This window comes from Georgenia sp. Z1491 (assembly GCF_049856175.1).
GTDB lineage: Bacteria > Actinomycetota > Actinomycetes > Actinomycetales > Actinomycetaceae > JB111.
On sequence record NZ_JBNDNA010000001.1, the window covers coordinates 101,500 to 127,793 of the forward strand.

The window sequence follows — 26,294 nt, forward strand, 5'->3', positions numbered from 1 at the left end:
TACCCAACTCGTGAGGGACGCGCACGTGGTGAGTTCCCGCACGCTCGGCGACCGGGGGCGTCAGTCGTCTGTGAAGGTGACCGACAGGCCGCCGACCAGCGCCGCCACGAGGTTGTAGAGGAACGCCGCCAGCGCACCGAGCACGGTGAGCAGGAGGACGTCGAGCACCGCGATGATCGCGGCGAGAGACATCACGCGGTCGAACTCGAGCAGCTGCATGAGCTCGAGGAAGCTGGCCGATCCGATCGTGGCCAGGAGCTCCTCGATCTCCGAGAAGACGTACATCTGGTCGAGCACGAACCACACGGTGGCCACGGCGACCACGAGCATGATGCCCGCGGCGATCGACAGCAGGAACGACAGGCGCATCGCCGACCACGGGTCGATCCGGGCCAGCGTGAGACGCGCGGTGCGCGCCCCGGCGAACCGCCCGGCAGGCCGTCCTCCCCCTCCGGAGGCCCGGGCGGCGCCACCACCCGACCGGGCGGACGCCTGGTCCTCGGGCGGAGGTGGTGGAGTGGTGCGGGACCGGCCTCCGTCGCGGGTCGATGCCTCGCTCACGCGTTACCTCCGTCGTCGTCGGCGCCGTCCCCCGGCACCTGCTCGCCAGACGCTACCCGCTCGTCGGCCGCGTCCGGGGACGGTGTGCCGGCGCCGGCGCTCTCGCCCGCGGCCTCCTCGATACGCTCGACCTCCTCGGCGACCTCCCGCTCGGCGTTCTTCGCCACTGCGATGATCCGGTCCCCGTCGTCGACGCGGGCGAACGAGACGCCCTGGGTGTTGCGTCCGGTCAGGCGGACCTCGTCCACCCGGGAGCGCACCACCTTGCCGCCGGCCATGATGACGAGCACCTCGTCCTCGTCGGTGACGGTGAGCGTGGCCACCAGGTCGCCGCGCGCCTCGACGAGGTTGGCCACCTTGATGCCCAGCCCGCCACGGCCCTGGACGCGGTACTCGTCGACCTCGGTGCGCTTGGCGTAGCCGCCCTCGGTGACGACGAAGGCCTGGTCGCCCGGGTGGACGACCTCCATCGACAGCAGGTGGTCGCCGTCGCGGAATTTCATGCCCGTGACTCCGGACGTCGCGCGGCCGGTCGCCCGCAGCGCCTCGTCGGTGGCTGTGAAGCGCAGCGACTGGCCCTTCTTGGACACGAGCAGCACGTCGTCGCCCTCGTTCACCAGGCGCGCGGCGATCACCCGGTCGGGCTCGCCGTCGCCGTCCTCCCGCAGGTTGATGGCGATGAGGCCGCCCTGGCGGGCCGACTCGTAGTCGGACAGTCGGGTCTTCTTCACCAGGCCGCGCTCGGTGGCGAGGACGAGGTAGTCGGCAGCCTGGTAGTCGGCGATGTCGACCACCGACGCGATCGACTCCCCCGGCTGGAACGCCAGCAGGTTGGCGACGTGCTGACCCTTGGAGTCCCGTCCGCCCTCGGGCAGCTCGTAGCCCTTGGCGCGGTAGACCCGCCCGAGCGTGGTGAAGAACAGCTGCCAGTTGTGCGTGGACGTCACCCCGAAGTGCTCGACGACGTCGTCCTCCCGCAGCTGCGCCCCGCGCACGCCCTTGCCGCCGCGTCGCTGTGCCCGGTAGGAGTCGGTGCGGGTGCGCTTGACGTACCCGCCCCGCGTGATCGTCACGACCACGTCCTCCCGGGGGATGAGGTCCTCGACCGTCATCTCGCCGTCGAACGGGAGGATCGTCGTGCGGCGTTCGTCGCCGTAGCGCTCGACCGTGGCCGCCAGCTCCTCGGAGACGATCGTCCGCTGCCGCTCGGGTCGCGCGATGACGTCCTGCAGGTCCTCGATCTTCGCGGCCAGCGCGGCGTGCTCGTCGAGGATCTTCTGGCGCTCGAGGGCTGCGAGCCGGCGCAGCTGGAGGGCGAGGATCGCATCCGCCTGATCGGTGTCGATCTCGAGCAGCTCCATCAGGCCGGTGCGCGCGTCGTCCGCGGTTGGCGAGCGACGGATGAGCGCGATGACCTCGTCGAGCGCGTCGAGCGCCTTGAGGTAGCCGGTGAGGATGTGCATGCGCTTCTGCGCCTCGCCGAGCTCGTACTGCGCGCGACGCCGCACGACCTCCAGCTGGTGGGTCACCCAGTGGCGCACGAACCCGTCGAGGGACAGCGTGCGGGGCACGCCGTCGACGAGGGCGAGCATGTTCGCCGGGAAGTTCGTCTGCAGCTGCGTGTGCTTGTAGAGGTTGTTGAGGACGACCTTCGCGACGGCGTCGCGCTTGAGGACCACGACGAGCCGCGTGCCGGTGCGCGAGGAGGTCTCGTCGCGCACGTCGGCGATGCCGGGGGCGCGGCCGTCGCTGACCGACTCGGCGATCTTCTCCAGCAGCCGGTCGGGGTTGACCTGGTAGGGCAGCTCGGTGGCGACGAGGCACGTGCGGCCGTCGAGCTCCTCGACCTCGACGACGGCACGCTGGACGATCGAGCCGCGGCCCGTGCGGTAGGCCTCCTCGATGCCGCGCGTGCCGAGGATCGTGGCGCCGGTCGGGAAGTCCGGGCCCTTGATGCGCTGCATGAGCTCGCCGAGGAGCTGCTCCTTGGAGGCCTCCGGGTTCTCCAGGTACCACTGGATGCCGGCCGCGACCTCGCGCATGTTGTGCGGCGGGATGCGGGTGGCCATGCCGACGGCGATGCCCTCGGAGCCGTTGACGAGCAGGTTGGGGTACCGGGCCGGCAGGACGACCGGTTCGGAGTCCCGGCCGTCGTAGTTCGCCTGGAAGTCGACGGTGTCCGAGGTGATGTCGCGGACCATCTCCATGGCCAGCGGCGCCATGCGCACCTCGGTGTACCGGTGGGCGGCCGCACCCTGGTCACCGGGCGAGCCGAAGTTCCCCTGGCCGGCGGCGAGCGGGTAGCGCATGGTCCACGACTGGACGAGGCGGACGAGCGTGTCGTAGATGGCGCCGTCACCGTGCGGGTGGAACGTCCCCATGACGTCTCCGACGACGCGCGTGGACTTGCTGAACGCGGACTCGGGACGGTAGCCGCCGTTGTACATGGCGTAGATCACCCGGCGGTGGACCGGCTTGAGGCCGTCGCGCACGTCGGGCAGGGCGCGCCCGACGATGACGCTCATCGCGTAGTCGAGGTACGAGCGCTGCATCTCGTCCTGCAGGTCGACCTGCGTCACGCCGGAATGCTCGGGTGTCTCGCTCACTGGTGTCCTTCGGTCGGCTGGTGTGCCAGAGGGTGGCGGGCCGCGACGGCGGTGCGCGGCCGTGTGCCGGGGCCCGCCCGGTGGTGGGCGGGCCCGCGGCGGTTCAGATGTCGAGGAAGCGGACGTCGTGGGCGTTGCGCTGGATGAACCCGCGGCGCTGCTCCACGTCCTCCCCCATGAGGATCGCGAAGATCTCGTCGGCGGCCGCGGCCTCCCCCAGGGTGATCTGCTTGAGGGTGCGGGTGTCCGGGTTCATCGTGGTCTCCCACAGCTCGGAGTCGTTCATCTCGCCGAGACCCTTGTACCTCTGGATCGGCCCGTCCTTCTCCTTGGGCAGGCGCTTGCCGTTGGCCAGGCCGTCGGCCACCACGGCGTCGCGCTCCTTGTCCGAGTACACGTACTCGTGCGCGGCGTTCGTCCACTTGATGCGGAACAGGGGCGGCTGCGCGAGGTAGATGTGCCCGCCCTCGAGCAGGGGGCGCATGTAGCGGAACACGAGGGTGAGCAGGAGGGTCGCGATGTGCTGGCCGTCGACGTCGGCGTCGGCCATGAGGACGATCTTGTGGTACCGCAGCTTGTCGAGGTCGAACTCCTCGCCGACCCCGACCCCGAACGCGGTGATGAGGTTGCGGATCGTCTCCGAGCCCAGGGCCCGGTCGAGGCGCGCCTTCTCGACGTTGAGGATCTTGCCGCGGATCGGCATGATCGCCTGTATCCTGGGGTCCCGGCCGCCGACCGCGGACCCGCCCGCCGAGTCACCCTCGACGATGAAGATCTCGCACTCGCGCGGGTCCTTGCTCGAGCAGTCCTTCAGCTTGCCCGGCATGGAGGCCGACTCCAGGACCGTCTTGCGGCGGGTGGCCTCCCGCGCCTTGCGCGCGGCGACGCGTGCGGCCGCGGCCGACTGGGCCTTGCGGATGACGTCCCGGCCCTCGTTGGGGTGCTGGTCGAGCCAGTCCGTGACCTGGGAGTACACCTGGGACTGCACGTAGGTGCGGGCCTCGGTGTTGCCGAGCTTGGTCTTCGTCTGCCCCTCGAACTGGGGCTCGCCGAGCTTGATCGAGATGACGGCGGTCAGCCCCTCCCGTACGTCGTCGCCCGTGAGGTTGTCGTCCTTGTCCTTCAGCAGCCCGTGGTCGCGCGCATACTTGTTGACGACCGACGTCATCGCGGACCGGAAGCCCTCCTCGTGGGTACCGCCCTCGGTGGTGTTGATCGTGTTGGCGTAGGTGTGGACGGACTCGCTGTAGCCGCTCGTCCACTGCATCGCGAGCTCGAGGGAGATCCGCTTCTCGCGGTCCTCGGACTCGAAGGCGATGACCTCGGGATGCACGACGTCGACCCGCTTGGCCGAGTTGAGGTGCTTGACGTAGTCGACCAGGCCGTCGTCGTACCGGTACGTGATCGTGCGGAAGCCGGGGACCGGGTCGTCGGCCGTGCCCTCGTCGTCGCCCGTGACCTCGTCCCCGGAGTCGACCGCCTCGGGGCGCTCGTCGGTCAGGGTGAGCTGCAGGCCCTTGTTGAGGAAGGCGTACTGCTGGAGCCGCGAGCGCAGCGTCTCGTAGTCGTGGTCGACGGTCTCGAAGATGTCGGCGTTGGGCCAGTACCTGACGGTGGTCCCGCTGGCGTCGGTCGCCTCGCCCTTCTCGAGCGGGCCGGTCGGCACCCCGTCGACGAACGACATCCGCCAGACGGAACCGTCCCTGCGCACCTCGACCTCGAGCCGGTGGGAGAGCGCGTTGACGACCGAGACGCCGACGCCGTGCAGCCCGCCCGAGACGGCGTACCCGCCGCCGCCGAACTTGCCGCCGGCGTGCAGCACCGTCAGGACGACCTCGACGGCGGGCTTGCCCTCGGTCGGGTGCAGGTCGACCGGGATGCCTCGCCCGTCGTCGACCACCGTCACCGACCCGTCGCCACCCAGGGTGACGGCGATGTTGCCGGCGTGACCGGCCAGGGCCTCGTCCACCGAGTTGTCGACGACCTCGTAGACGAGATGGTGCAGCCCGCGGGGCCCGGTGGAGCCGATGTACATACCCGGTCGCTTGCGGACGGCCTCCAGACCCTCGAGGACCTGGATGTTCTGGGCCCCGTACTGCCCGCCGGAGCCCGTGGCACCGGTGCTCGCGTCCGGTGCGGGGCCGGGCGTCGACGGGGCGCCTGGTGCAGCTGCGTCCGTCCCGTCTAAGGCGTGCTCGGGGGAGGTTGCGCTGCGATCTGCTGCCACGGTCGACGGTTCTCCTCGGCTCTCGGGCGACGACGGGGAGGCTGACCGCCCCCTCGTCGCCACGTGTCCGGCCCCGGGGCGCGATGCCCCGGACTGCGCCGGACGGGTCGTGAGATTCTACCGTGGACAGCCCTTCCCGCCCAATCATCCACAGGCTGTGTCCACAGCCTGTGGGGTGGTGTCACCCACGTGCGATCCGCGGCGTGCTGCCCGACGTCAGCCGTAGGTGTCCCGGGGCCCTCGACCCCCGCGGACGGCGAACCGCCCGTGCTTCCAGCTGGGTCCGCCGGGGCCCAGGACGGTGATCGAGGAGACGGTGCCGGCGCCCGTCTCCTCCTCGATGCGGCGCTCGAGCTGGGGAAGCAGGAGCCGCACCTGGGTCGCCCACGCCGTCGAGGAGGTGCGCAGCACGAGCTCGCCGTCGGCGAAGGTCTCGACGGCGCAGTGGTCGGCGACCTGGTCACCGACGATCTCGCGCCAGCGCGAGACCACCGAGGCCAGGGACAGCTCGCGGCCCCAGCCCCGCCGCCGCACGAGCTGCGCACCGATCCGGCCCAACGGCTGCGGGTCTCGCCTCGACGGCGACGAGCCCGACCCGGCCCAGCCGAGGCCCGGGCCCGGCCGCCACGGCGAGCGGCGCCGTCCGGGGGTCCCGTCCGCGGCGTCGTCCTGGCCCCCTGCGCCGCTGACTGCGCTGCCCCCGGGGACGATGTCCTCCCCGGCGTCGTCGAGCGCGTCCGTGTCCTCCCGGCTCCTGATGTGCCGGGGCGCCGGCGTGGTGCGCAGCCCCTTGTCCCAGGCGGCGGCGCGCGCACGGGCGAGCACCGCGTGGGCGAGCGCGTCCGGCGAGGCGGGCGGGTCGTCGTCGAGCTCGTCGTCGTTCGTCATCGGGCCCCTCGCACGGTCGCGGTCCCGTCCGCGACGTCGATCCGCGTACCCCCCAGCTCCCCCGGCACGTCCTCGTCGACGGCAACCGTGAGCAGCACCTGCTCGGCCTCGGCGACCATGCCGGCGAGGCGGCTGCGCCGGCGCGAGTCGAGCTCGGCGAAGACGTCGTCGAGGACGAGGACCGGGTCTCCCCCACCACTCTCCCGGGCGGCGTCGCGCAGCACCCGCCAGGCGCCGAGCCGCAGCGCGAGGGCGTAGGACCACGACTCGCCGTGGCTGGCATACCCGCGTGCCGGCAACGGGCCCAGGGCCAGCGCGAGGTCGTCCCGGTGCGGACCGACGAGACACACGCCCCGCTCGACCTCCTTCGGGCGGGCCTCCTCCAGCGCGGCGAGCAGCCGGTCGGCGACGGCCGTCCGGTCCGTGAGGCCCTCCTCGACGTCCTCGGCGCCGCGCCGCGCCAGGCGTCCGGCGTCGTCGTCGATCGTCTCGGGTCCCGTGACACCGGCGAGCACGGCGGCGTCCGGCTCCGGCCCGCCCTCGGCGCCGACGAGCGAGTACCGGCCGTCGATGCGGGCCTCGCCCTGTCCACCGGAGACGTCCCCGTAGGCAGCGGCCACGTGCGGTCGCAGGCGCGCGACGAGATCGGCACGAGCCGCGACGATCTCCGCCCCCGCTTCCGCGAGCTGGGCGTCCCACACGTCCAGGGTCGACAGGTCGACGCTCCTCCCCGCGCGCGCCGCGGCGCCGGCCGACTTCAGCAGCGCGACCCGCTGCCGCAGGACGCGCTCGTAGCGCTGGCGCACCTCCGACAGGCGGGGCCGCAGCTGGACGAGGAGGTCGTCGAGGAACCGGCGCCGACCGGACGGGTCGCCGCGCACGAGCTCGAGGTCCTCCGGGGCGAAGACGACGAGGCGCAGGTGCCCGAGCAGGTCGCGCGGCCGGGCGGGGTGACGATCGAGCCGGGCGCGGTTGGCCCGGCCCGCGATGATCTCGACCTCGAGGAGCGTGTCCCGTTCGTCGTCGCGCACCTTGGCACGGACCACGGCGCCGGGCGTCCCGCGGCGCACGAGCGCCGTGTCCGCGGCGACCCGGTGGGAGCTGAACGTGGCCAGGTAGCCCACCGCCTCGACGATGTTCGTCTTGCCCTGGCCGTTCGGGCCGACGAACGCAGTGACACCCGGCTGAAGGGTGAGCACGAGCTCGCGGTAGGAGCGGAAGTCGCTCAGCGCGAGGTCCGTGACCCGCACCTAGCTCGCCGCGGGACCCACCGGGGGCTCACCGGCAGGGTCCTCGGCGGGCCTGGTGGCGTGCGCACCGAACTGGTTGCGCATGGCCGCGACCATCCGCATCGCCGGGGAATCCTCCTGGCGCGAGGTGAACCGGGCGAACAGCGACGCCGAGATCGCCGGGACCGGGACCGCGGCGTCGATGGCCGCGTCGATCGTCCACCGCCCCTCGCCGGAGTCCTCCACGTATCCGCGGATGGCGTCGAGGTCGGGGTCGTCCTCCAGGGCGAGCACCATGAGATCCAGCAGCCAGGAACGCACCACGGTGCCGCGGCGCCAGGCGTTGAGCACCGCACCGGGGTCGTCGACGAGGTCCTCGTGGGCGTGCATGAGCTCGTAGCCCTCGGCGTAGGCCTGCATGAGGCCGTACTCGATGCCGTTGTGCACCATCTTCGTGAAGTGGCCGGCGCCGACCGGTCCGGCGTGCACGAAGCCCTCCTCACGCGGACCCTCGGGGCGCAGCGCCTCGTAGATCGGCATGAGCCGCTCGACGTCCTCCGTCGAGCCGCCCACCATGAGTCCGTAGCCGACGTCCTTGCCCCAGACGCCGCCCGAGACGCCGGTGTCGACGTAGTGGATGCCGCGCTCGGCCAGCCTCGCGGCGTTCGCACGGTCCTCCTCGAAGTGGGAGTTGCCGCCCTCGACGACGAGATCACCCTCGGACAGCACCTCGGACAGCTCGTCGAGGGTCGCCCGCGTCGGGTCGCCCGCGGGGACCATCACCCACACGGCCCGAGGGGCCGGCAGCGCATCGACGAGCGCGGCGAGCGAGTCGACGTCGGACAGCGCCGGGTCCTGGTCGTACCCGATGACGGTGTGCCCCGCCGCGCGGAGCCGCTCGGCCATGTTGCCGCCCATGCGGCCCATGCCGATCATCCCGAGGTGCATGGCTACTCCTTGACCGGCCGGCTGCTCAGCCGGCGAAGCGGATGGGCATCAGCAGGTAGCGGAACTCGCTCGAGTCCTCGCCGTCGGGCTCGTCCTGGCCCGTGAGCGTGGCCGGCTTCGACGGATGCGTGAAGGACAGTCGGGCCAGCGGTCGCGTGAGCGCGCCCAGCCCGTCCAGCAGGTAGACCGGGTTGAACGCCGTGGTGATCGGTTCGCCGACCAGCGTCGCCTCGAGCGCCTCGGACGCCTGCGCGTCGTCGCCCTGACCGGCCTCGAGCACGACCTGTCCCTCGGTGAACGAGAGCCGGATCGGGGTGTTGCGCTCCGCGACGAGGCTCACGCGCTTCGCGGCGGCGATGAGCTCGGCCGCGTCGACCACGGCGTGGGTGGGCGTCTCGTCGGGGAACAGGCGGCGCACGGGCGGGTAGTCACCGTCGACCAGCAGCGAGGTGGTCCGCCTGCCGCCGGCCTCGAACCCGATCAGCGAGCCGGCGCCGGAGGTGTCCAGGTCGACCTCGACCGCACCGGCCGAGGTGAGGGACTTCGCGACGTCGGAGAGCGTGCGGGCCCGCACCAGCGCGACGGCGGAGACGTCGTCGCCGGCCGGGTGCCACGGCAGCTCACGCATCGCGAGCCGGTACCGGTCGGTGGCGAGCAGGGTGATGGAGTCGCCCTCGATCTCGACACGCACGCCGGTCAGCAGCGGCAGCGTCTCGTCGCGGGAGGCGGCGGTGGTCACCTGGGCGACGGCCTGCGCGAGGACGTCGGCGTCGATGGTGCCGGCCTTGTCCGGCATGGCCGGGAGCGCCGGGTACTCCTCGACGGGCATGGAGGTCAGCGTGAAGCGCGAGGCGCCGCAGGTCAGGGTCACCCGGGTGCCGTCGACCTCGACGTCGACCGGCCGCGCGGGAAGGGCGCGGCAGATGTCCGCGAGCAGGCGTCCGACGACCAGCACCGTGCCCGCCGTCTCGACCTCGGCCTCGACGACGGAGCGCGCCGAGATCTCGTAGTCGAACGTCGCAAGCGTCAGCTGGCCGTCGGCGGCCTCGATGCGCACGCCGGCCAGGACGGGGACGGGAGGACGCGCCGGCAGCGAGCGCGCCGTCCAGGACACGGCCTCGGCCAGGACGTCGCGGTCAACCCTGAACTTCACGGTAGATCACTTTCTCTCAAGACTTCCGCGCTCTCCATGGACGGGGTGCGGCGCACGGCACACCTTACGTGCTCGAGCGCGTGCAGCGGTCGGCGGGAGGAGCTCTCCGGGAACGGGACGGTCGTCGTGGGTCGGGCAGGGGCACCTGGGCATGGGCTGATGAACCACAAAGTCCGAGATCTAGGGTTCGTCATCGTCATAGCACCTGTGGATCCTGGGGATTCTCGTCGTCGGGCCAGGTCAGAGGCTTGTCATTCATGTGGATCGTCCTGCGGAGGACGTCGTGGACGAATGACACGGTCCGTGGATGTCATTCGTCCGTCCACGGAGCGCGGTCGGTCGTCCCCAGCTCGTCCACGATCGTGACCGCGGTCGTCCACCGACGAACCACAGACCGGTCCACACCGTCCGTGAGCGCACGACCGAGGCCGAGGTCACCCTTCGCGCGCCCGGTTCTTGATGCGGGCCGTGAGCTCGGAGACCTGGTTGTAGACCTGGCGCTTCTCCGCCATGAGGTCCTTGATCTTGCGGTTCGCGTGCATGACCGTCGTGTGGTCGCGGCCGCCGAACAGCTGCCCGATCTTCGGCAGCGACAGCGGGGTGAGCTCGCGGCAGAGGTACATGGCGATCTGGCGGGCGGTGACCAGGACGCGGGAGCGGTCCGCCGACGTGAGGGCGTCCAGCGAGATCGAGAAGTAGTCCGCCGTCTGCGCCATGATCAGGCTCGGCGTGATCTCCTCGCTCTCCGGGTCCGTGATGATGTCCTTGAGGACCATCTCGGCGAGCGGCCGGTCGACGTGCTGCCGGTTGAGGTTGGCGAAGGCCGTCACCCGGATGAGCGCGCCCTCGAGCTCGCGGATGTTGGTCGAGATGCGCGAGGCGATGTACTCCAGGACCTCCGGCGCGGCGTCGAGCCGGTCGTTCTCGGCCTTCTTGCGAAGGATGGCGATCCGGGTCTCGAGGTCGGGCGGCTGGACGTCGGTGAGCAGACCCCACTCGAAGCGGGACACGAGCCGCTGCTCGAAGCCGCTCAGCTGCTTCGGAGCGACGTCCGAGGTGATGACCACCTGCTTGGAGTCGTTGTGCAGCGTGTTGAACGTGTGGAAGAACTCCTCGACCGTCTGCTCCTTGCCGCCGAGGAACTGGATGTCGTCGATGAGCAGGACGTCGACGTTGCGGTACCGGCGCTGGAACGACTCCGCCTTGTCGTCCCGGATGGAGTTGATGAAGTCGTTGGTGAACTCCTCGGAGTTCACGTACCTCACCCGGATCCCCGGGTAGAGGTTGCGCGCGTAGTGGCCGATCGAGTGCAGGAGGTGGGTCTTGCCCAGGCCCGAGCCGCCGTAGATGAACAGCGGGTTGTAGGCCTTCGCCGGCGACTCCGCGACGGCGGTCGCCGCGGCGTGGGCGAACCGGTTGGACGACCCGGACACGAACGTCTCGAAGGTGAACTTCGGGTTGAGCCGGGAGGCCTGGTCACCGTTGTCCTCGACCGACGACGTGCCGCGGCTCTGCGACGAACGGTCGGGCGCGCTGCGGGCGGGCGTCTCCTCGGGCGCCGGGGCCGTCCCGGTGGACGGCGGGCGAGCAGGGGTCGCCGCGCTCGGTGGGACGGGGAGCTCGGTGACCACGGGGCGTTGCGGCGTCGGCTCGTCGAGCAAGGAGGGGTCGACGGTCACCGCGAACCGCACCTTGCTGCCGTGGACCCGGGACATCGCGGCGACGATCTGCTCGCGCGCCTGCATCTCGAGGTAGTCCTTGGCGAGGTCGGACCCGACGGCGAGCAGCAGCGTGTCGTCGATGATCCCCAGCGCGCGCGCCTGACGGACGAAGGCCAGCTGGGCCGGGCGGATGTCCCCGCTGTCCGAGAGCTGAGAGACCGCGAGCTGCCATGCCTCGGCGATGGATGTCGCCACGCCCACCCCACTCCTTGCGCGCCTGTCGCCCGACCGGTGCCGGGCGGGTCCCTTACTGTGTCACGGAACGGCCACATCCACATACTTGTCCACAGTTGTGCGCATCTGCCCCCGGCCCGGCGGCCGCACTCTCGTGCGGTTCGTGCGCTCCGGCCACCTGCCGCTCGGACGCATCGGTGGATGACGACGTTCCACAGGTCACGCCCGTCCGCCGTTGACCACGATGCGGCGACGCCCGTAACCTGAGGCGTCCACTGCTGTGGACACCACTCATTCCTGGGCCCGTGGTCGGGCCCGTGCGCGCGCCTGTCCCAGGCCTGTGCGCGGGGGTCGGATCCTCCAGGGCCAGTCAGTTTCTCGAGCAACGTCAGGGGTAGAGCCGTGAGCAAGCGGACTTTCCAGCCGAACAACCGCCGCCGGTCGAAGGTGCACGGCTTCCGTCTGCGGATGCGCACCCGCGCGGGCCGCGCCATCCTCTCGGCGCGCCGTTCCAAGGGTCGCGCGAAGCTCTCCGCCTGAGCCGTGCTCCCGGCGCACCACCGGATGCGCCGCGGGCAGGACTTCACCGCGACCGTCCGGAAGGGCGTGCGGGCCGGCACCGACCGGCTCGTCGTCCATAGACGGCCGACCGCCGACGAGGACGCAGTCCTCGTCGGCTTCGTCGTCTCCAAGGGTGTGGGCGGCGCGGTCGTGCGCACCAGGGTCAAGAGGAGGCTGCGCCACCTGATGTCGGAGCGTCTGGCCTCGATCGAGCGCGGCACGCACGTGGTCGTGCGGGCGCTCCCGCGGGCCGCGCAGGCGACCTCCGCGCAGCTCGGCGCCGACCTGGACCGGGCGCTCAGGTCGACCGCACGCAAGCTGGAGCGGCGGCGTCCCCCGGCAGCGTCGCGCGGGTCCGAGTCGTCTGCGCCGCGCGCGTCCGCGGCGCCGTCGCCGGCGACCGATGGATGAGTCCGCCGGGCGGCGGATCGGACCGCTGACCTGGCTGCTGCTCAAGCTGGTGCGGGGTTATCAGCTGGTCGTGTCCCCCTGGTTTCCGCCCACGTGCCGGTACTACCCCTCGTGCTCGGCGTTCGCCGTCGGGGCCCTGCGCACGCACGGAGCGGGCAAAGGACTGCTGCTCGCGGTGTGGCGTGTGCTGCGGTGCAATCCCTGGTCGAAGGGCGGGGTGGACCACGTGCCGGAGCGCGGGGCCTGGGTGGGACGGCGGGTCCCCCTGCCTGATCCGACGGAGCCAGGTCCGACGCAGCCCGGTCCGGCGAGTGCGGGTGAGGAGACTCACCACACCCCGGAGGGTGCCCCCGAGCACCCGATGACGACCGGCACCGCCGGTGCGTCTACCCTCAGGGAGACCGAACGAGGGGCGGGCGACAGCTCGCCGCAGGACCACAGGGAGCAACCGAGCTGATGGGCTTCTTCGACACCATTCTCGCGCCGATCAGGTGGGCGGTTGCCTGGGTGATGGTGCTCATCCACGACGGCGCCGTCGCCATCGGTCTGCCCGAGGGCCCCGGGTGGGCCTGGATCATCTCGATCGTCGGCCTCACGGTCGTGGTCCGCATTCTCATCATCCCGCTGTTCTTCCGGCAGATCCGCGCCTCGCGGGCGATGCAGCTCGTGCAGCCGGAGCTGAAGAAGCTGCAGGACAAGTATAAGAACAAGAAGGACCCGGCGTCGCGGCAGCGCTTCCAGGAGGAGATGCAGGCGCTCTACAAGGACGCCGGCACGTCCCCGTTCGCGTCCTGTCTCCCCCTGCTGCTGCAGATGCCGATCTTCTTCGGCCTGTTCTCGGTGCTCAACTCGCTCGACAACATCGCCGCCGGCACCTCGGACGCGATCGGCCCGCTCACCCAGGAACGCGCGGTCGAGGCCGAGAACTCGCTCCTGTTCGGCGCGCCGATCTCCTCGACGTTCATGCAGACGTTCGGGGACGGCGCCGCGAACCTCGATGCGGACGTCACCGCGGTCCGGATCGTCACGGTCATCCTCATCATCGCGATGTCGCTCTCCACGTTCTTCACGCAGCGCCAGCTGACGATGAAGAACATGCCGCCCGCGGCGATGGAGAGCCCGATGTTCCGGCAGCAGCAGATCCTGCTGTACATCCTCCCCGTCGTCTTCGCCGTCACGGGCGTCAACTTCCCGATCGGTGTCCTCATCTACTGGTTCATCTCGAACCTGTGGTCGATGGGTCAGCAGTTCTACACGATCAAGCGTCAGCCCACGCCGGGGTCCGACGCGCACAAGGCCATGCTCGAGAAGAAGAACGCCAAGCGTGCGAAGAAGGGTCTCCCACCGCTCGAGGAGGAGACGCCGACGCTGCGGCGCAGCCCCACGGCCGGCCAGCGCCAGCCGCAGCCCAAGCGCGGGAGCGAGGCTGCCGGCACGACGGCGGAGACCACCGCGGACTCCGACGAGGACGAGTTCGAGGTCCGCGGCAAGGACGGCCTGACCGCGGCGGAACGCGCACAGAAGCGGTACGAGCGGCGGCAGGCGGAGCGCCGGCTCGCCGCGGAGAAGCGCAGGAAGCGCGAGGGCGGATCCGCCGGCGGGTCCAAGAAGAATTGATATCTCGCGACCGCGAGGGAGTCGCTCCCGCCGCGGACGCACCACCTGGCACGCGCCCGGATCGGGCGTCGGACGAAGGAGCACACCGTGACCAACGACCTCACCACCGAGAACAACGCTGCCGGCACCGTCGCCGACCAGGAGCCCCGGGAGGACGGCGCGGCTCAGGAGCCGCCGAAGCCCGCCGAGGCGGTCGACGCGGCAGGGCGGGACTCGACGTCCGCGGCCGGCGACGGTCAGCACGAGGCCGCACCGTCCGCACGCGTGAGCCGTCTCGAGGAGGAGGGCGACGTCGCAGCCGACTACCTCGAGGAGCTGCTCGACATCGCGGACCTCGACGGGGACATCGACATCGAGGTGGACCACGGCCGCGCGTCCGTGTCGATCGTGTCCGAGGAGGACGGTGACCGGTACCTGTCGCGCCTCGTCGGTGACGACGGCGGTGTCCTCGACGCCGTGCAGGAGCTCACCCGGCTCGCGGTCCAGGCCAAGCTCGGCGAGCGCTCCCGGATCATGGTGGACATCGCCGGCTACCGCGAGGGGCGGCGCGCGACCCTCACGGCCCTGGCCGAGGAGGCGATCGAGAAGGTCCGCGCCAGCAGCGAGGACGTGTCGCTCGACCCGATGAACCCGTTCGAGCGAAAGATCGTGCACGACGCCGTGTCGGCCGCCGGTCTCGTCTCGGACTCCGAGGGCGTCGAGCCGCGCAGGCACGTGGTCATCCGTCCCGCCTGACATGGACCGGCCAGGTGAGGAGAACGGCCGGGAGGCGGGCACAGAGCCGCGCCCGGACCACTCCCCCGTCGGCTCCGCGGAGGAGGTGAGCCGCGGCGTGGAGATGCTCGAGGTGCCCGGCTCAGGCGTCGCCGAGCTCTTCGATCTCGCATGGTCGCCGGCGCAGCACTTCGCCCGGATGCTCGCGGAGGAGGGTGAGCTGCGCGGACTGATCGGCCCCCGCGAGCTCCCCCGCCTGTGGCGCCGGCACATCGTGAACTCGGCGGCGGTGGCGTTCTACGTCCGGGACGAGGACTCGGTGGTCGACGTGGGCTCGGGTGCCGGGTTCCCGGGGATCGTCGTCGCGCTGCTCAGGCCCGGCGCGACGGTGCACCTGGTCGAGCCCATGGAGCGTCGCGTGGACTGGCTCCACGACGTCGTCGACGAGCTCGGCCTGGACAACGTGGACATCCATCGTGCGCGCGCCGACGAGCTCCACGGCGTCCTCAAGGCCTCGGTCGTGACCGCACGGGCGGTCGCCGCTCTGGACAAGCTCGCGCGATGGACGATGCCCCTCGTGACCGGCGGGGGTCGGCTCGTCGCACTCAAGGGTGAACGGGCGAGCGCCGAGGTCGCGAAGGCCAACAAGGTCCTGCGCAAGCTGGGCGCCACGAGCACCACTGTGGAGACGGTGGTGCCGGTTCCCGGTGGCGAGACGGCCACCCTGGTGCTGGTCAACAAGCGTTGAGTTAGGTTCGTCCCCCGCCGTCGTCGAAGGGCGAGCGACCGGGCTGCTCCTCTACCCTGCGCGCCGCTCCGGCGCCCGTGGGCGTCGTCCGCGGGCGGGTTGTGCGGTGGTCGCTGCGACCGAGGACCTCGACGTGAGTGTGGTGGCGGTCGATCGTCGCTCGCGCGGTCGAGGACAGCACCGGTGGCTCGGTTGTTTCCGGGTTCGGTGCCGGGACGCACAGCAGGTGAGCGGCCCGGTGACGTGCGGATCTCCCGCGGGAGGCGTTGATCGAGGACTCCCTATAGATGCATAAGCATCAAAACTGTCGTTCGCGCTCTCTCGTGAAGGCTGAGTGGCTTCGCGATCTAGCCATCCCGTAGATCCCCCGTGGTCGAGGCCGGTGGCCGGGCGCGGTGGCTGGTCGTTGGTGGCCGGTGGGCCTGAAGAGCGGCGATGGACGGCGGCCGGTCGCGTGGGCTGCCGGTCGGGCGTCGGCTCCTGGACGCCAGCGCCTGGACGGCACGTTGCCGGGTATCCGGCGGCTTCGGGCTTCGCCTGGACCGACAGTTCTGGGCCGCTGTGCCCGTCGAGTCGTCGGCGCTACTCGAGCTCGGTGCAGATGATGATCATCGCGGAACGGCCGCGGGGTTGAGGGGCAGGATCGTTGGGGCGTGAGAAGGCCTCCGCGATGGGATCGCTCGAGGTGGTGACTTCCCTGCAAATACCTGCACCAGTCGCTCGCATTGGCGTCGTTGAGCCTGCGGTCCGTTGTTTCACGTGGAACCTCTGAGTGCCGGATGTCCCTGTGAAGGTGTCGGTCTGGGAAGCGTTCCAGCGCGGTGATGCATGTGGCGCCTACCGGGTGTTGCTTCCGTTGGCTGTCCTCTTGGCCATCCATGGAGGCGCAGGGATAGATCACGTCCGATCCCCGCTGGTGCCGAGAGTGTCAGGTGGATGGAAGCTGAGCGTGCACGGGCGCTTCGAGAAGGACCTGCGTTTCACGTGGAACCGTGTACTCGTCGAGGTGTCATGTGCGTGACGGCCCGGAGTGCGTTCGCGTTCCCGTGGCCATAGCGGACTGAGGAGCTTCCGACACCACGCTGCACGGGCCCGCATACATGAAGCGGTGACGACGCCGAGCACGTTTCACGTGCAACCGACAACAGCCGCGCATGCGGGAGTCCAACATTCGTGAGGACCAAGACGTGCAGAGTCCGTCTCATGCAGGTGCGGCGACAGTGTGAACGGCACATCGCTTCCCGTGAGCAATACAGGTGGACGTGTCACGGGCTCGCACCCGAGGTTCCACGTGAAACAACATGGCCGCACCGACCGCGGACATACCCCATGAGCAACGACGGCCGGCCCACGGTGATTCTGACATCGCCCGCCCCAGTCCCACGCGCACAAGGAGGGAGCTGTGCCGTTGCGCGCGCTCCGCGGAGCAAGCGGACGGCTAGGAAAGCGCAACGGATCGTGCGACGAGCGAAAAGTGCTCTGTCAGGTGTGAGGTGGGTGCCCATATAGGTGTTGAACCACGCGGCCCGAGTCCCAGCGGCGGTGCCACTACTGCCATCGACATCTCCGTCCCGGCCTACAACGCGTGCGGGAAGGCGGGAAACGCCGCATGTCACAGAACATCTCGTTCCACGTGAAACCTGGAGAGCGACGAGCTGGCGGGACAGGTCGGTCGGCCAGCGTTGAACACCTGCCAGGAGCGCGCGGACGGGGACCCGCACCGGTCATGCTCGGCTTAGACTCGCTCCGACGTATTTCCCACGAGCTGGAGACCCGACGCATGGGCGATCGCACGACAGACAAGGCCGCCGAGGTCGCTGACCACAGTTCCGCGGTGCCGGAGGACGATCAGGACGACGCGCTGTCCCACACGGCGTTCGACGACGACGAGACGACGCCGCTCGCTCAGGAACTGGCAGAGCAAGCCGCGCGCCGCCGGAGACTGTTCGGCAAAGACATGCCCAAGCCCACACAAATGCGGACTATAACCGTCGCTAATCAGAAGGGCGGAGTCGGGAAGACCACAAGCGCCGTCAACCTCGCCGCAGCGCTGTCCGAGGGGGGGCTGCGAGTACTTCTGGTGGACAACGACCCGCAGGGCAACGCCTCCACGGCGCTCGGCGCGGAACATGCACCGGGTACACAGTCGTTGTACGACGTCCTCATGGGGGATCTGACGATCGCGGACGTCGTCGTTCCTGCCGAGCTGTTGCCGGGTGTGGAGGTGGTGCCGTCGACCATCGACCTCTCGGGGGCGGAGATCGAGCTGGTCTCCGAGGAGAACCGCGAGAGGCGATTGGCGGACGCCTTGGCGGAGTATGTTCGTCACCGCGAAACTGCAGGTCAGGAGCCCGTTGACTACATTTTGGTCGACTGCCCACCGAGCCTCGGCCTGCTGACGATCAACGCGTTCGTCGCGGCTCGGGAGGTCCTCATCCCCATCCAGTGCGAGTACTACGCGCTGGAGGGCCTCACCCAGCTCGTGCGCAGCATCGGTCTGATCACCGAGCACCTCAACCCCGAGCTCGTGGTCTCGACGATCCTGCTGACGATGTACGACAAGCGCACGAACCTCTCGCGCGAGGTGGCGCACGAGGTGCGTACCCACTTCCCGGACCAGGTCCTGAAGACGGCGGTGCCACGGTCCGTGCGGATCTCTGAGGCTCCGAGCTTCGGCCAGACGATCATCACGTACGACCCGACGTCGTCGGGGGCGCTCACCTACCGTGAGGCTGCGCTCGAGATCGCTGTGCGTGGCGCAGCACCGAAGGAGTAGGACATGGCGGAGAAGCGGCGTGGTCTTGGTCGGGGGATCGGTGCGTTGATCCCGAGCGGACCACCGGCAGGTGCCCGGAGTGCTCGTCCGGCGGATATCTTCTTCGACAGTTCATCGAACGAGTCCGATCGAAGGAAGACGCAGGTCACGACCTCGCCTGAGACTGAAGTGGACGGTTCGGCACCTGTTGCGGAAGCCGGTGCGGTTGAGCAGACACAGGGTGGAAGCACCAGACCTGCCGGTGCGGTACAGGGGGACGCCGCGTCCGATGCGACCTCGACCACGGCCGGTGTCGACAGCGCGGGAGCTTCAGCCGTGACGCCCGACGCCGAGGGACACGAAGGTTCGTGGAACCAGGCGCCCACCACCGGTGACGAGGATCCTCCGGAGGTGCCGGCCGCCCACGACGGTGGACTTCGCCCGGTGCCCGGCGCGACCTACGCCGAGGTTCCCGTCGCCTCGATCGTCCCCAACTCGCGGCAGCCACGGCAGGTGTTCGACGAGGAGGACCTCGACGAGCTGTCGGCCTCCATCCGCGAGCTCGGGGTCCTGCAGCCGGTCGTCGTCCGGCCGATCCCCGAGTCCGACCCTCGGCGCAGCGACACCGTCCGGTACGAGCTGGTCATGGGAGAGCGCCGGCTCCGGGCCTCGATCCAGGCGGACCTCACGGAGATCCCGGCCGTCGTCCGGTCCACGGACGACACGGACCTTCTGCGTGACGCGCTCCTGGAGAACCTGCACCGCGCACAGCTCAATCCGCTCGAGGAGGCGGCCGCCTACCAGCAGCTGCTCGACGACTTCGGCGGCACCCACGACGAGCTCGCACGCCGCATCGCGCGCTCCCGCCCGCAGATCTCCAACACGCTGCGGCTGCTCAAGCTCCCGGCGCTGGTGCAGCGCCGTGTGGCGGCGGGCGTGCTGTCCGCCGGGCACGCGCGGGCCCTGCTCGGCCTCGAGGACGGCGCGGCGATGGAGCGCCTCGCCCAGCGGATCGTCGCCGAGGGCCTGTCGGTGCGCGCGACCGAGGAGGCCGTGACCATGGGGGAGGGCGCGGCCCGTCCCGAGCTGCGTCGCCGGCGTGCGCCCTCCGCGCACTCCGAGCAGCTCGACAGGCTGGCCGACCGGCTGTCGGACCGGTTCGACACGCGGGTCAAGGTGGTGATGGGGCAGCGCAAGGGGCGCATCACGGTGGACTTCGCCTCCGTGGAGGACCTCGACCGCATCCTCACGAGTCTCGTGCCGGGCGAGCAGATCAACGCGGACTGACGCGCTGCCCCCTGCCCACCGGGGCGGTACTACGCCTCCGGCCCGCGTTCGACGGCGCGGCGGGCGAGGGCGAGGTAGAGCTCCTCGGGGGTGGTCGGCCCCTGCGCCGCCGCCTGCGGGAACAGGGACGTCTCGGTGAGCCCGGGGGCCACGTTGATGTCGATGACCCAGGGGCGGCCGTCGCCGTCGACGATCATGTCGACCCGCGACAGGTCGCGCAGCCCCAGGGCCGTGTGCACGGTGGTGGCGGTGCGGGCGACCTCGGCCGCGACGTCGGCGGAGAGCCGCGCGGGGGTGAAGAACTCGGCACGTCCCGGGTTGTACCGGGCGTCGAAGTCGTACGGCCCGTCGGAGGTGGCGATCTCCACCGGCGGGAGCGCGATGGGCCCGTCCCCGAGGTCGACGACCGAGACGGCGACCTCCGTCCCGTCCACGGCGCGCTCGATGAGCGCCTCCGGTCCGTAGGCGAAGCAGGCCACCATCGCGCCCGGGAGCTGGGCGCGATCCTCCACGAGGGTGACACCCAGGGCGGAGCCGCCGTCGACGGGCTTGACGACGAGCGGCAGGCCGAGCCGGTGGACCACGTCGTCGAGGACGCGGCGGGGGCCCACCTCGCGGAAGAGGGACTGGGGGAGCGCGACGTAGGACGGCGTGGCGACGCCGGCGGCGCCGACGACGGCCTTGGACACGGGCTTGTCCGAGGCGAGGCGCGCGCCGGCCGAGGGGGAGCCGACGAACGGCAGGCCGAGCAGCACGAGCAGGTCCTGCAGGGAGCCGTCCTCGCCCTCGGCGCCGTGGACCACCGGCCACACGACGTCGGGCTCGAGCCGGCCGAGCCGGTCGATGAGCGAGGCGTCGAGGTCGAGGATCTCGACCGTGGCGCCGGCCGAGCGCAGCGCCCCGCCCACGCGACGCCCGGAACGGATCGAGACGTCGCGCTCGTGGGTGAGGCCTCCGCTCACCACGGCGACGGTGAGGTCCTCCCTGCCGGAGGTGCGGGGCGATTCTCCGGCGGCCGCGTCGTCCATCTGCTGCTCCTCGTCGTCATGTGGTCACTGGGACCGGCATCGGTGTCGGGTGGTGGGTGCCCGGGCTGGCCCGGACCTGGTCAGCTGGCGTCGGGGCCGGGCACGTCGACCGTGCCCGTGCCGCCGGCAGGGATGTCGTTCGCCGTGCCGAACATCTCGACGAGCTCCGCCTCCGCGCGGACGACCTCCGCCAGTCGGCGCACCCCCTCGCGGATGCGGTCCGGCGTCGGGAAGCAGTAGGACAGTCGGACGTGGTCCTGGCCGGTGCCGTCCGCGAAGAAGGCCGTGCCGGAGGTGTAGGCGACCCGGTTGGTCACCGCCCGCGGCAGCATCGCCTTGGCGTCGAGCCCGGGCGGCAGCGTGAGCCACGTGTAGAAGCCGCCCGTCGGGACCGTCCAGGACAGGTGGGGAAGGTGCTCGCTCAGGGCGCCGAGCATCGCGTCCCGACGCTCGCGGTACATCTCGCGGAACGACTTCACCTGCCCGTACCAGTCGAACTCCTGGAGGTAGCGGGTGACGATCATCTCGTTGATGACCGACGGCGAGAGGATCGCGGACTCCGCGGCCAGCACGAGCTTCTCCCGCACGGCGAGCGGCGCGTACGCCCAGCCGACCCGCAGGCCGGGAGCGAAGGTCTTCGAGAAGGAGCCCAGGTGGACGACGGCGTCCTCGTCGTAGGACTTCAGCGCCGGCAGCGGGTCGGAGTCGAAGCCGAGCAGCCCGTACGGGTCGTCCTCCATGATGAGCACCCCGTAACTGCGGGCGATCTCGACGATGCGGGGGCGCCGCTCGAGGGACAGCGTGACGCCGGCGGGGTTGTGGAAGTTCGGCACCGTGTACAGCAGCTTGACGGTGCGACCGGCCCGGGCGAGCTCGCCGAGGATGCGCTCGAGCTCCTCGGGGATCAGGCCGTGGTCGTCCATCGGAACGTGCACGACGTCGGCCTGGTAGCTCCGGAAGACCCCGAGGGCGCCGACGTAGCTGGGCGCCTCGGCGACGATGACGTCGCCCGGGTCGATGAAGATGCCGGTGACGAGGTCGAGCGCCTGCTGGGAGCCGGTCGTCACCACCACGTCGTCCGGGTGCGCGTGCATCGCGGAGTAGCGCATGACCTCGACGATCTGCTCGCGCAGCTCCTCCTCGCCCTGGCCGCCGCCGTACTGCAGTGCACGCGTACCGGCCTCGGCCACCATCGACCCGATCATGTCGCCGAGCCGCCCCAGGGGCAGGTCCGCGATGTTGGGCATGCCGCCGGCGAGGGAGACGACCTCCGGACGGTTCGCGACGGCGAACAGCGACCGGACCTCCGAGGCACGCAGGTGGTGGGCGCGTCCCGCGTAGTTCTTCAGCCACGGGTCGAGCCGGGTGCCGGCGGCCGCGGCAGCGGGGGCGGCCGCGCGCGGCTCCTGCTGCTCGACCTGGCCGTCCTGGCTGTCCGTGGTGCTCATCGCCTGCTCCTCGTGGCTCGGTGCGCTGGTGCGCGGAGAGGCCAGTCTGCCACCGCGCACCCGCCGCCCCGGGAGGAGCCGGGCGTGGTCAGCCGGGTATCGAGCCCAGCGCCTCGTCGATCGCGGCGAGCAGGCGCGGCTTGGTCTGGGCGCCGACGAGGACGCCCGCGCCCTCCTCGCGGATCCGCAGGTGGTAGGTCGGGATCGTACGCACGCCCCAGCGCTCGGCGATGCCCGGATGCTCGGCGGTGTCGACCGACACCACCGTGACGTCGGGGCGCATGCCGGCGACCTCCTCGAGGACGGGTGCCATCAGACGGCACGGGCCGCACCACTCGGCCCAGAAGTCGACGACGACGAGCCCGCCGGAGCCGAGGACCTCCTCGAGGCCCTCGGCGTCGACGGGCGTGACGTGCACGGTCTCAGCCGGCGACGGGCGTGGGCGACCCGACCGCCTGCGCGGCCGGCTCCGCGTCCGTGACGACGGCCGCCTCGACCTCGGGTGCGCCCGGAGACACGGTGCCGTGGGCGAGGTCCGCGAGGTACCGCTCGGCGTCCAGGGCGGCCGAGCAACCGGTGCCTGCGGCCGTGATCGCCTGGCGGTAGACGTGGTCGACGGCGTCGCCGCAGGCGAAGACACCCGGCAGGTTGGTGGCGGTCGTCGGGTGCTCGACGACGATGTAGCCGTCCTTGTCGAGCTCGACCTGCCCGGCGACGACGCCGGTGCGCGGCAGGTGGCCGATCGCGACGAACATGCCGGTCACCGGCAGCTCGCGCTCCTCGCCGCTCACGGTGTCGCGCAGCGTGAGGGACTCCAGGCGCTGCTCGCCGTTGATGGCGGCCACCTCCGAGCTCCAGGCCATCTGGATCTTCGGGTCGGCGAGCACGCGGTCGGCCATGACCTTCGAGGCCCGCAGCTCGTCGCGGCGGTGGATCATCGTCACCTTGTCGGCGAACTTGGTGAGGAACAGGGCCTCGGTCGCGGCCGAGTCGCCGCCGCCGACCACGGCGATGTGCTGCTGCTTGAAGAAGAAGCCGTCGCAGGTGGCGCAGTAGGACACCCCTCGGCCCGACATCTCGTCCTCCTTGTCGAGACCGATGTGCTTGTACGCACTGCCGAGCGCAAGGATCACCGACCGCGCCCGGTAGGTCGCGTCGTCGGTGGTGAGGACCTTGATGTCGCCGGTGAGGTCGGCGGAGACGACGTCCTCGTAGAGGACCTCGGCGCCGAACCGCTCGGCCTGCGCCTGCATCTTCTCCATGAGGTCGGGACCCATGACGCCCTCGGGGAACCCGGGGAAGTTCTCGACCTCGGTGGTCGTCATCAGCGCACCGCCGGCGTCGATCTGCCCGGCGATGACGAGGGGGCTGAGGTCGGCGCGCGCGGCGTAGATCGCGGCCGTCCAGCCGGCGGGGCCGGAGCCCACCACCACGACGTCGTGGATCTTCTCGGCGGCGGTGGTGTCGGTCATGGACTCTCCTCGGACGTATTCGGTGGGTGCTGCCGGGTGAACAGCGGGCCGCGGCGGGTTGTTCCGGGCCACCTCGGCGGTGTGCCCTGCTACTGGACGGTGATCTCGGCGATCTCCGCCCGGTTGGCGCCGTCGGTGCCCGCGGTCGGCAGCTCGGTGATCCAGACGATGAGGTGGGCGGTCGTGACCGGCGAGTCCCACGTGAACGTGGTCTCCCCGGCCTCGAGGGGGCCCTCGGCGAGCAGCTCGCCCTCGCCGGGCGTGGCCGGGTCGGAGATGCGGATCTCCACGTTGCCGCCCTCGCCGTCGGCGAAGGTGTCGATCGTCAGTCCGCCGACGGTACTGATCTCCTCGAGCCACACGAGCAGCCCCGTGCCGGACTTCACACCGAAGTCGGGCGACTGGTAGGACAGCGAGCGCCAGTAGGTGTCGACGTCGCCGTCGGCGGCCAGCTCGGCGGTGTCGGCGTTGTCCGTGCCGCCGCCCTCGGGGTCGACGAGCTCGGTGCGCGAGAGCACGGGGGCCGGCAGGTCGGAGGCCTCGGCGGTCGGCTCGTCCGTCGTGCTCTCCTCGACCGGGTCGGGCGTCACCACGGGCGGGTCCTCGCTGGGCAGCTCGACGGCAGTGGTCGGCGTGAGCAGCGTCCGGACGGCCAGCCAGGCGCAGATCACGACGACGACGAGGAACAGGACGACGACCCACGGCATCGGGTCGATCGTGTGGCGGCTGACCTCGCGCCCGGGAACGCGGTCGTCCATGAGCGAGCGGTCGTCCCGGGCGTCCAGGCTGCCGGTGGGGCGGTAGCCCACGGGCGGCGCCTGCCCCGTGCGCTGGTCGGCACCCGCGGCCGACGACCGGCCTCGGGCGTCGACCGGTACCCGGCGGACGGGCTCGTCGATCGCGGGCTGCGAACCCGAGCCGGACGTGCCGTAGGGGACGTCGAGCGGCTGCTCGCCGGCCTCCTCCTCGGTCAGGCGCCCGGGGTTGGACAGGCGTTCCTGGATCGAGGTGCGTGCGCGCCCGACCGAGCGTCCGATCGACGACGACGCACCCCCGATCCCCGCCGCGGCTGCCGCGGCCGCGGCCGAGGCCCTCGAACCGATCGACGAGGCACGTCCCGTGGCTCCGCCGGTGCCCGCCGCGGCACCGTCGGGTGCGCCCGGACGACCGGGGCCGCCCGTGTGCTGACCGCGCGCTGCCGGGCCACCGGTGGAGGGGCCGGCCGCCGCTCCGAGGGACGAGCTGCCGGCGACGGCGGTGTCGCTGCCGGCGGCACGGCGAGCGCGACCGCGTCCGTCCGGGGCCGTCCCGGCACCGGCGCCCTCGTCGGACGTAGGGCCGTGGGGGTCCGGGACGGGGAGGTGCGCCACCGCCACGCGGGCATGACGTACGGGCGGGCGAGCGCCGCCGACCACGCGGCGCGTGACGGCGTCGAACCGGGCGGAGGCCCTGGTGGGGACGATGCCCGCCAGCGGGTCGGTGTCGGTCGACCCGTCGGAGGGTGTGTCCTCGGCCGTCGGACGCTCATCCGAGCCACCCGGCTCGGTGGGGCTCGGCGCCGAGGTGCGTGCCGCCTCGGTGGGAGCGTCGGTCGCCGTCTCGTCGCGCGCCGGTCGCGCGGCGCTGCTCGACCCCTCCGCGGCGCGACCGGCCGTCCCGGAGCTGTCTCGACCGCGCTCCTGGTCGCCGGAGCCGGTGGTGCTCGACGATGCCGTGGCGCGTCCGGCCGAGACGGCGTCCCCGGTCCGGGCCTCGGCCCCGTAGGCACCGGCCGCGAGCGTCCCGGCCGCGGCCGCGCCCAGCCCCACCGCGCCGGCGGACGCGGCAGTGGCGGAGGACGTGCCGGACGCCACCGCCTCGGCGGTGCCGTCGGCGGGCGGGATCGACGGCGGTGGGATCTGACGACGAAGCCGCCCGCCGAGCGTCGACCGCGGGCGCGGCTCCGCGGTCTGGGCGGGACGTTCGTCGTCGACGGCGGAGATCTCCTCGGTGGAGTCGCTCGGCGCGGGAGGCGGAGGCGGAGGCGGAGGCGGGGGGGCGGAGTGTCCCCCTGCCGAGCGTCGGACCTCCCGCGGCGGCGGCTCGATGTCGCCCCACGGGGCCAGGGTGTGGAACAGGTCGCCGGCGCTGGAGGGTCCTGCCCCCTCGTCGAGCGTGCGCACGCAGAGGTCGTCGAGGTCGTGCGGGACGCGGTCGATCAGCACGCCGGGCGCGGGCGGGGCCGAGCCGTCGTCGGTGGTCGCCGGTCGGCCGGTCAGGGCGAGGTAGAGGAGCTCGACGAGGTCGCTCGCGTCCTTCCGGGACGCGCGGGCAGGGGTCAGGACGAGGTTCTCGCCGAGCGCGTTGGCGACTCCCGCCCCCGCGACGAGGACCTCGCCGTCGTCGGTGACGTGCACGGACCGCGCGTCGAGGGCGAGGTGCCGGACCCCGTGCCGCCGGGCGGCGTCGAGCGCTGCGGCCGCCTCCCCGATGATGGCCCGGGCCTGCTCGGCCGGGATCGGGCCGTTCCCGGCGTAGTCGGCGAGGGTCGTGCCGCGCGCCGGCTCGCCGACGACGTACGCGGTGCCGTCGTCCGTCGCGACCTCGTAGATGCTGCGCAGCCGGTCGTCCTCGACCAGGGACGCCCGGCGGGCGGCGTCGAGCACCTCGTCCGTGGTGGGCTGCGCGGGGTCCAGCAGCAGCACCTCGACCTGGCGGTCGAGCACCGTGTCGTGAGCCGCGTACCTGGTGGCGCCCGCGGAGGCGG

The 26,294-nt window shown here is 71.5% G+C and carries 21 protein-coding genes; 8 read left to right on the top strand and 13 right to left on the bottom strand.

The features are described 5' to 3' along the window. Positions 1-60: 60 nt before the first annotated feature. The 8 genes from ACPYO4_RS00535 to dnaA all read right to left on the bottom strand — a co-directional run bounded on the left by ACPYO4_RS00535 (position 61) and on the right by dnaA (position 11,528). Positions 61-561: a DUF3566 domain-containing protein gene (locus ACPYO4_RS00535; protein WP_425707248.1), complete on the bottom strand. Its 501-nt coding sequence runs from the start codon at positions 559-561 to the stop codon at positions 61-63. Beyond that, the gene (gene gyrA / locus ACPYO4_RS00540; RefSeq protein WP_425707621.1) at positions 558-3,113 is read right to left on the bottom strand and encodes a DNA gyrase subunit A; all 2,556 of its coding nucleotides are present in this window, start codon (positions 3,111-3,113) and stop codon (positions 558-560) included. The genes ACPYO4_RS00535 and gyrA overlap by 4 nt, the downstream gene beginning before the upstream one ends. A gap of 157 nt (positions 3,114-3,270) precedes the next feature. Beyond that, positions 3,271-5,394 (bottom strand): DNA topoisomerase (ATP-hydrolyzing) subunit B, encoded by a 2,124-nt coding sequence (gyrB, locus tag ACPYO4_RS00545; protein ID WP_425707249.1) that lies wholly within the window; start codon positions 5,392-5,394, stop codon positions 3,271-3,273. A 216-nt stretch (positions 5,395-5,610) separates the two neighbouring features. Then, on the bottom strand, positions 5,611-6,282 hold the full coding sequence (locus ACPYO4_RS00550; RefSeq protein ID WP_425707250.1) for a DUF721 domain-containing protein: 672 nt from the start codon (positions 6,280-6,282) through the stop codon (positions 5,611-5,613). Beyond that, entirely contained in the window at positions 6,279-7,532 is a 1,254-nt protein-coding gene (gene recF, locus ACPYO4_RS00555; protein ID WP_425707251.1) for a DNA replication/repair protein RecF, read from the bottom strand. The genes ACPYO4_RS00550 and recF overlap by 4 nt, the downstream gene beginning before the upstream one ends. Continuing rightward, on the bottom strand, positions 7,533-8,459 hold the full coding sequence (gene gnd, locus ACPYO4_RS00560) for a phosphogluconate dehydrogenase (NAD(+)-dependent, decarboxylating) (protein ID WP_425707252.1): 927 nt from the start codon (positions 8,457-8,459) through the stop codon (positions 7,533-7,535). A gap of 25 nt (positions 8,460-8,484) precedes the next feature. Then, a complete protein-coding gene (dnaN, locus tag ACPYO4_RS00565; RefSeq protein ID WP_425707253.1) occupies positions 8,485-9,612 on the bottom strand; it encodes a DNA polymerase III subunit beta in 1,128 nt (375 codons plus the stop codon). Between the two features lie 434 nt (positions 9,613-10,046). Next, complete coding sequence (dnaA, locus tag ACPYO4_RS00570) at positions 10,047-11,528, bottom strand: chromosomal replication initiator protein DnaA (RefSeq protein WP_425707254.1); 1,482 nt, start codon at positions 11,526-11,528, stop codon at positions 10,047-10,049. Between the two features lie 381 nt (positions 11,529-11,909). Here dnaA and rpmH point away from each other — a divergent pair, with 381 nt between their 5' ends. From rpmH to ACPYO4_RS00610, 8 genes are all read left to right on the top strand, one after another. Continuing rightward, complete coding sequence (gene rpmH / locus ACPYO4_RS00575; protein ID WP_425707255.1) at positions 11,910-12,047, top strand: 50S ribosomal protein L34; 138 nt, start codon at positions 11,910-11,912, stop codon at positions 12,045-12,047. A gap of 3 nt (positions 12,048-12,050) precedes the next feature. After that, the gene (gene rnpA / locus ACPYO4_RS00580; protein ID WP_425707256.1) at positions 12,051-12,479 is read left to right on the top strand and encodes a ribonuclease P protein component; all 429 of its coding nucleotides are present in this window, start codon (positions 12,051-12,053) and stop codon (positions 12,477-12,479) included. Next, complete coding sequence (yidD, locus tag ACPYO4_RS00585) at positions 12,472-12,936, top strand: membrane protein insertion efficiency factor YidD (RefSeq protein ID WP_425707257.1); 465 nt, start codon at positions 12,472-12,474, stop codon at positions 12,934-12,936. Before rnpA ends, yidD begins: the two co-directional genes overlap by 8 nt. Further along, on the top strand, positions 12,936-14,096 hold the full coding sequence (gene yidC / locus ACPYO4_RS00590) for a membrane protein insertase YidC (RefSeq protein WP_425707258.1): 1,161 nt from the start codon (positions 12,936-12,938) through the stop codon (positions 14,094-14,096). The genes yidD and yidC overlap by 1 nt, the downstream gene beginning before the upstream one ends. A 264-nt stretch (positions 14,097-14,360) precedes the next feature. Beyond that, a complete protein-coding gene (locus ACPYO4_RS00595) occupies positions 14,361-14,831 on the top strand; it encodes a protein jag (protein ID WP_425707622.1) in 471 nt (156 codons plus the stop codon). A gap of 1 nt (position 14,832) precedes the next feature. Beyond that, the gene (gene rsmG / locus ACPYO4_RS00600) at positions 14,833-15,558 is read left to right on the top strand and encodes a 16S rRNA (guanine(527)-N(7))-methyltransferase RsmG (protein ID WP_425707259.1); all 726 of its coding nucleotides are present in this window, start codon (positions 14,833-14,835) and stop codon (positions 15,556-15,558) included. A gap of 1,780 nt (positions 15,559-17,338) precedes the next feature. Next, a complete protein-coding gene (locus tag ACPYO4_RS00605) occupies positions 17,339-18,334 on the top strand; it encodes a ParA family protein (RefSeq protein WP_425707260.1) in 996 nt (331 codons plus the stop codon). A gap of 315 nt (positions 18,335-18,649) precedes the next feature. Continuing rightward, positions 18,650-19,600, top strand: coding sequence for a ParB/RepB/Spo0J family partition protein (locus tag ACPYO4_RS00610; protein ID WP_425707261.1), 951 nt, complete (start codon positions 18,650-18,652; stop codon positions 19,598-19,600). A 29-nt stretch (positions 19,601-19,629) separates the two neighbouring features. On the opposite strand, the gene ACPYO4_RS00615 is transcribed toward ACPYO4_RS00610, so the two are convergent. The 5 genes from ACPYO4_RS00615 to ACPYO4_RS00635 form a co-directional block, all read right to left on the bottom strand. Beyond that, a complete protein-coding gene (locus ACPYO4_RS00615) occupies positions 19,630-20,628 on the bottom strand; it encodes a D-alanine--D-alanine ligase family protein (protein ID WP_425707262.1) in 999 nt (332 codons plus the stop codon). A gap of 80 nt (positions 20,629-20,708) precedes the next feature. Then, positions 20,709-22,076, bottom strand: a complete 1,368-nt coding sequence (locus ACPYO4_RS00620) for a PLP-dependent aminotransferase family protein (RefSeq protein WP_425707263.1) — start codon at positions 22,074-22,076, stop codon at positions 20,709-20,711. Positions 22,077-22,164: 88 nt separating this feature from the next. Next, positions 22,165-22,494, bottom strand: coding sequence for a thioredoxin family protein (locus ACPYO4_RS00625; RefSeq protein WP_425707264.1), 330 nt, complete (start codon positions 22,492-22,494; stop codon positions 22,165-22,167). Positions 22,495-22,498: 4 nt separating this feature from the next. Further along, a complete protein-coding gene (gene trxB / locus ACPYO4_RS00630) occupies positions 22,499-23,548 on the bottom strand; it encodes a thioredoxin-disulfide reductase (protein WP_425707265.1) in 1,050 nt (349 codons plus the stop codon). An 89-nt stretch (positions 23,549-23,637) separates the two neighbouring features. Beyond that, entirely contained in the window at positions 23,638-26,253 is a 2,616-nt protein-coding gene (locus ACPYO4_RS00635; RefSeq protein ID WP_425707266.1) for a hypothetical protein, read from the bottom strand. Positions 26,254-26,294: the final 41 nt, after the last annotated feature.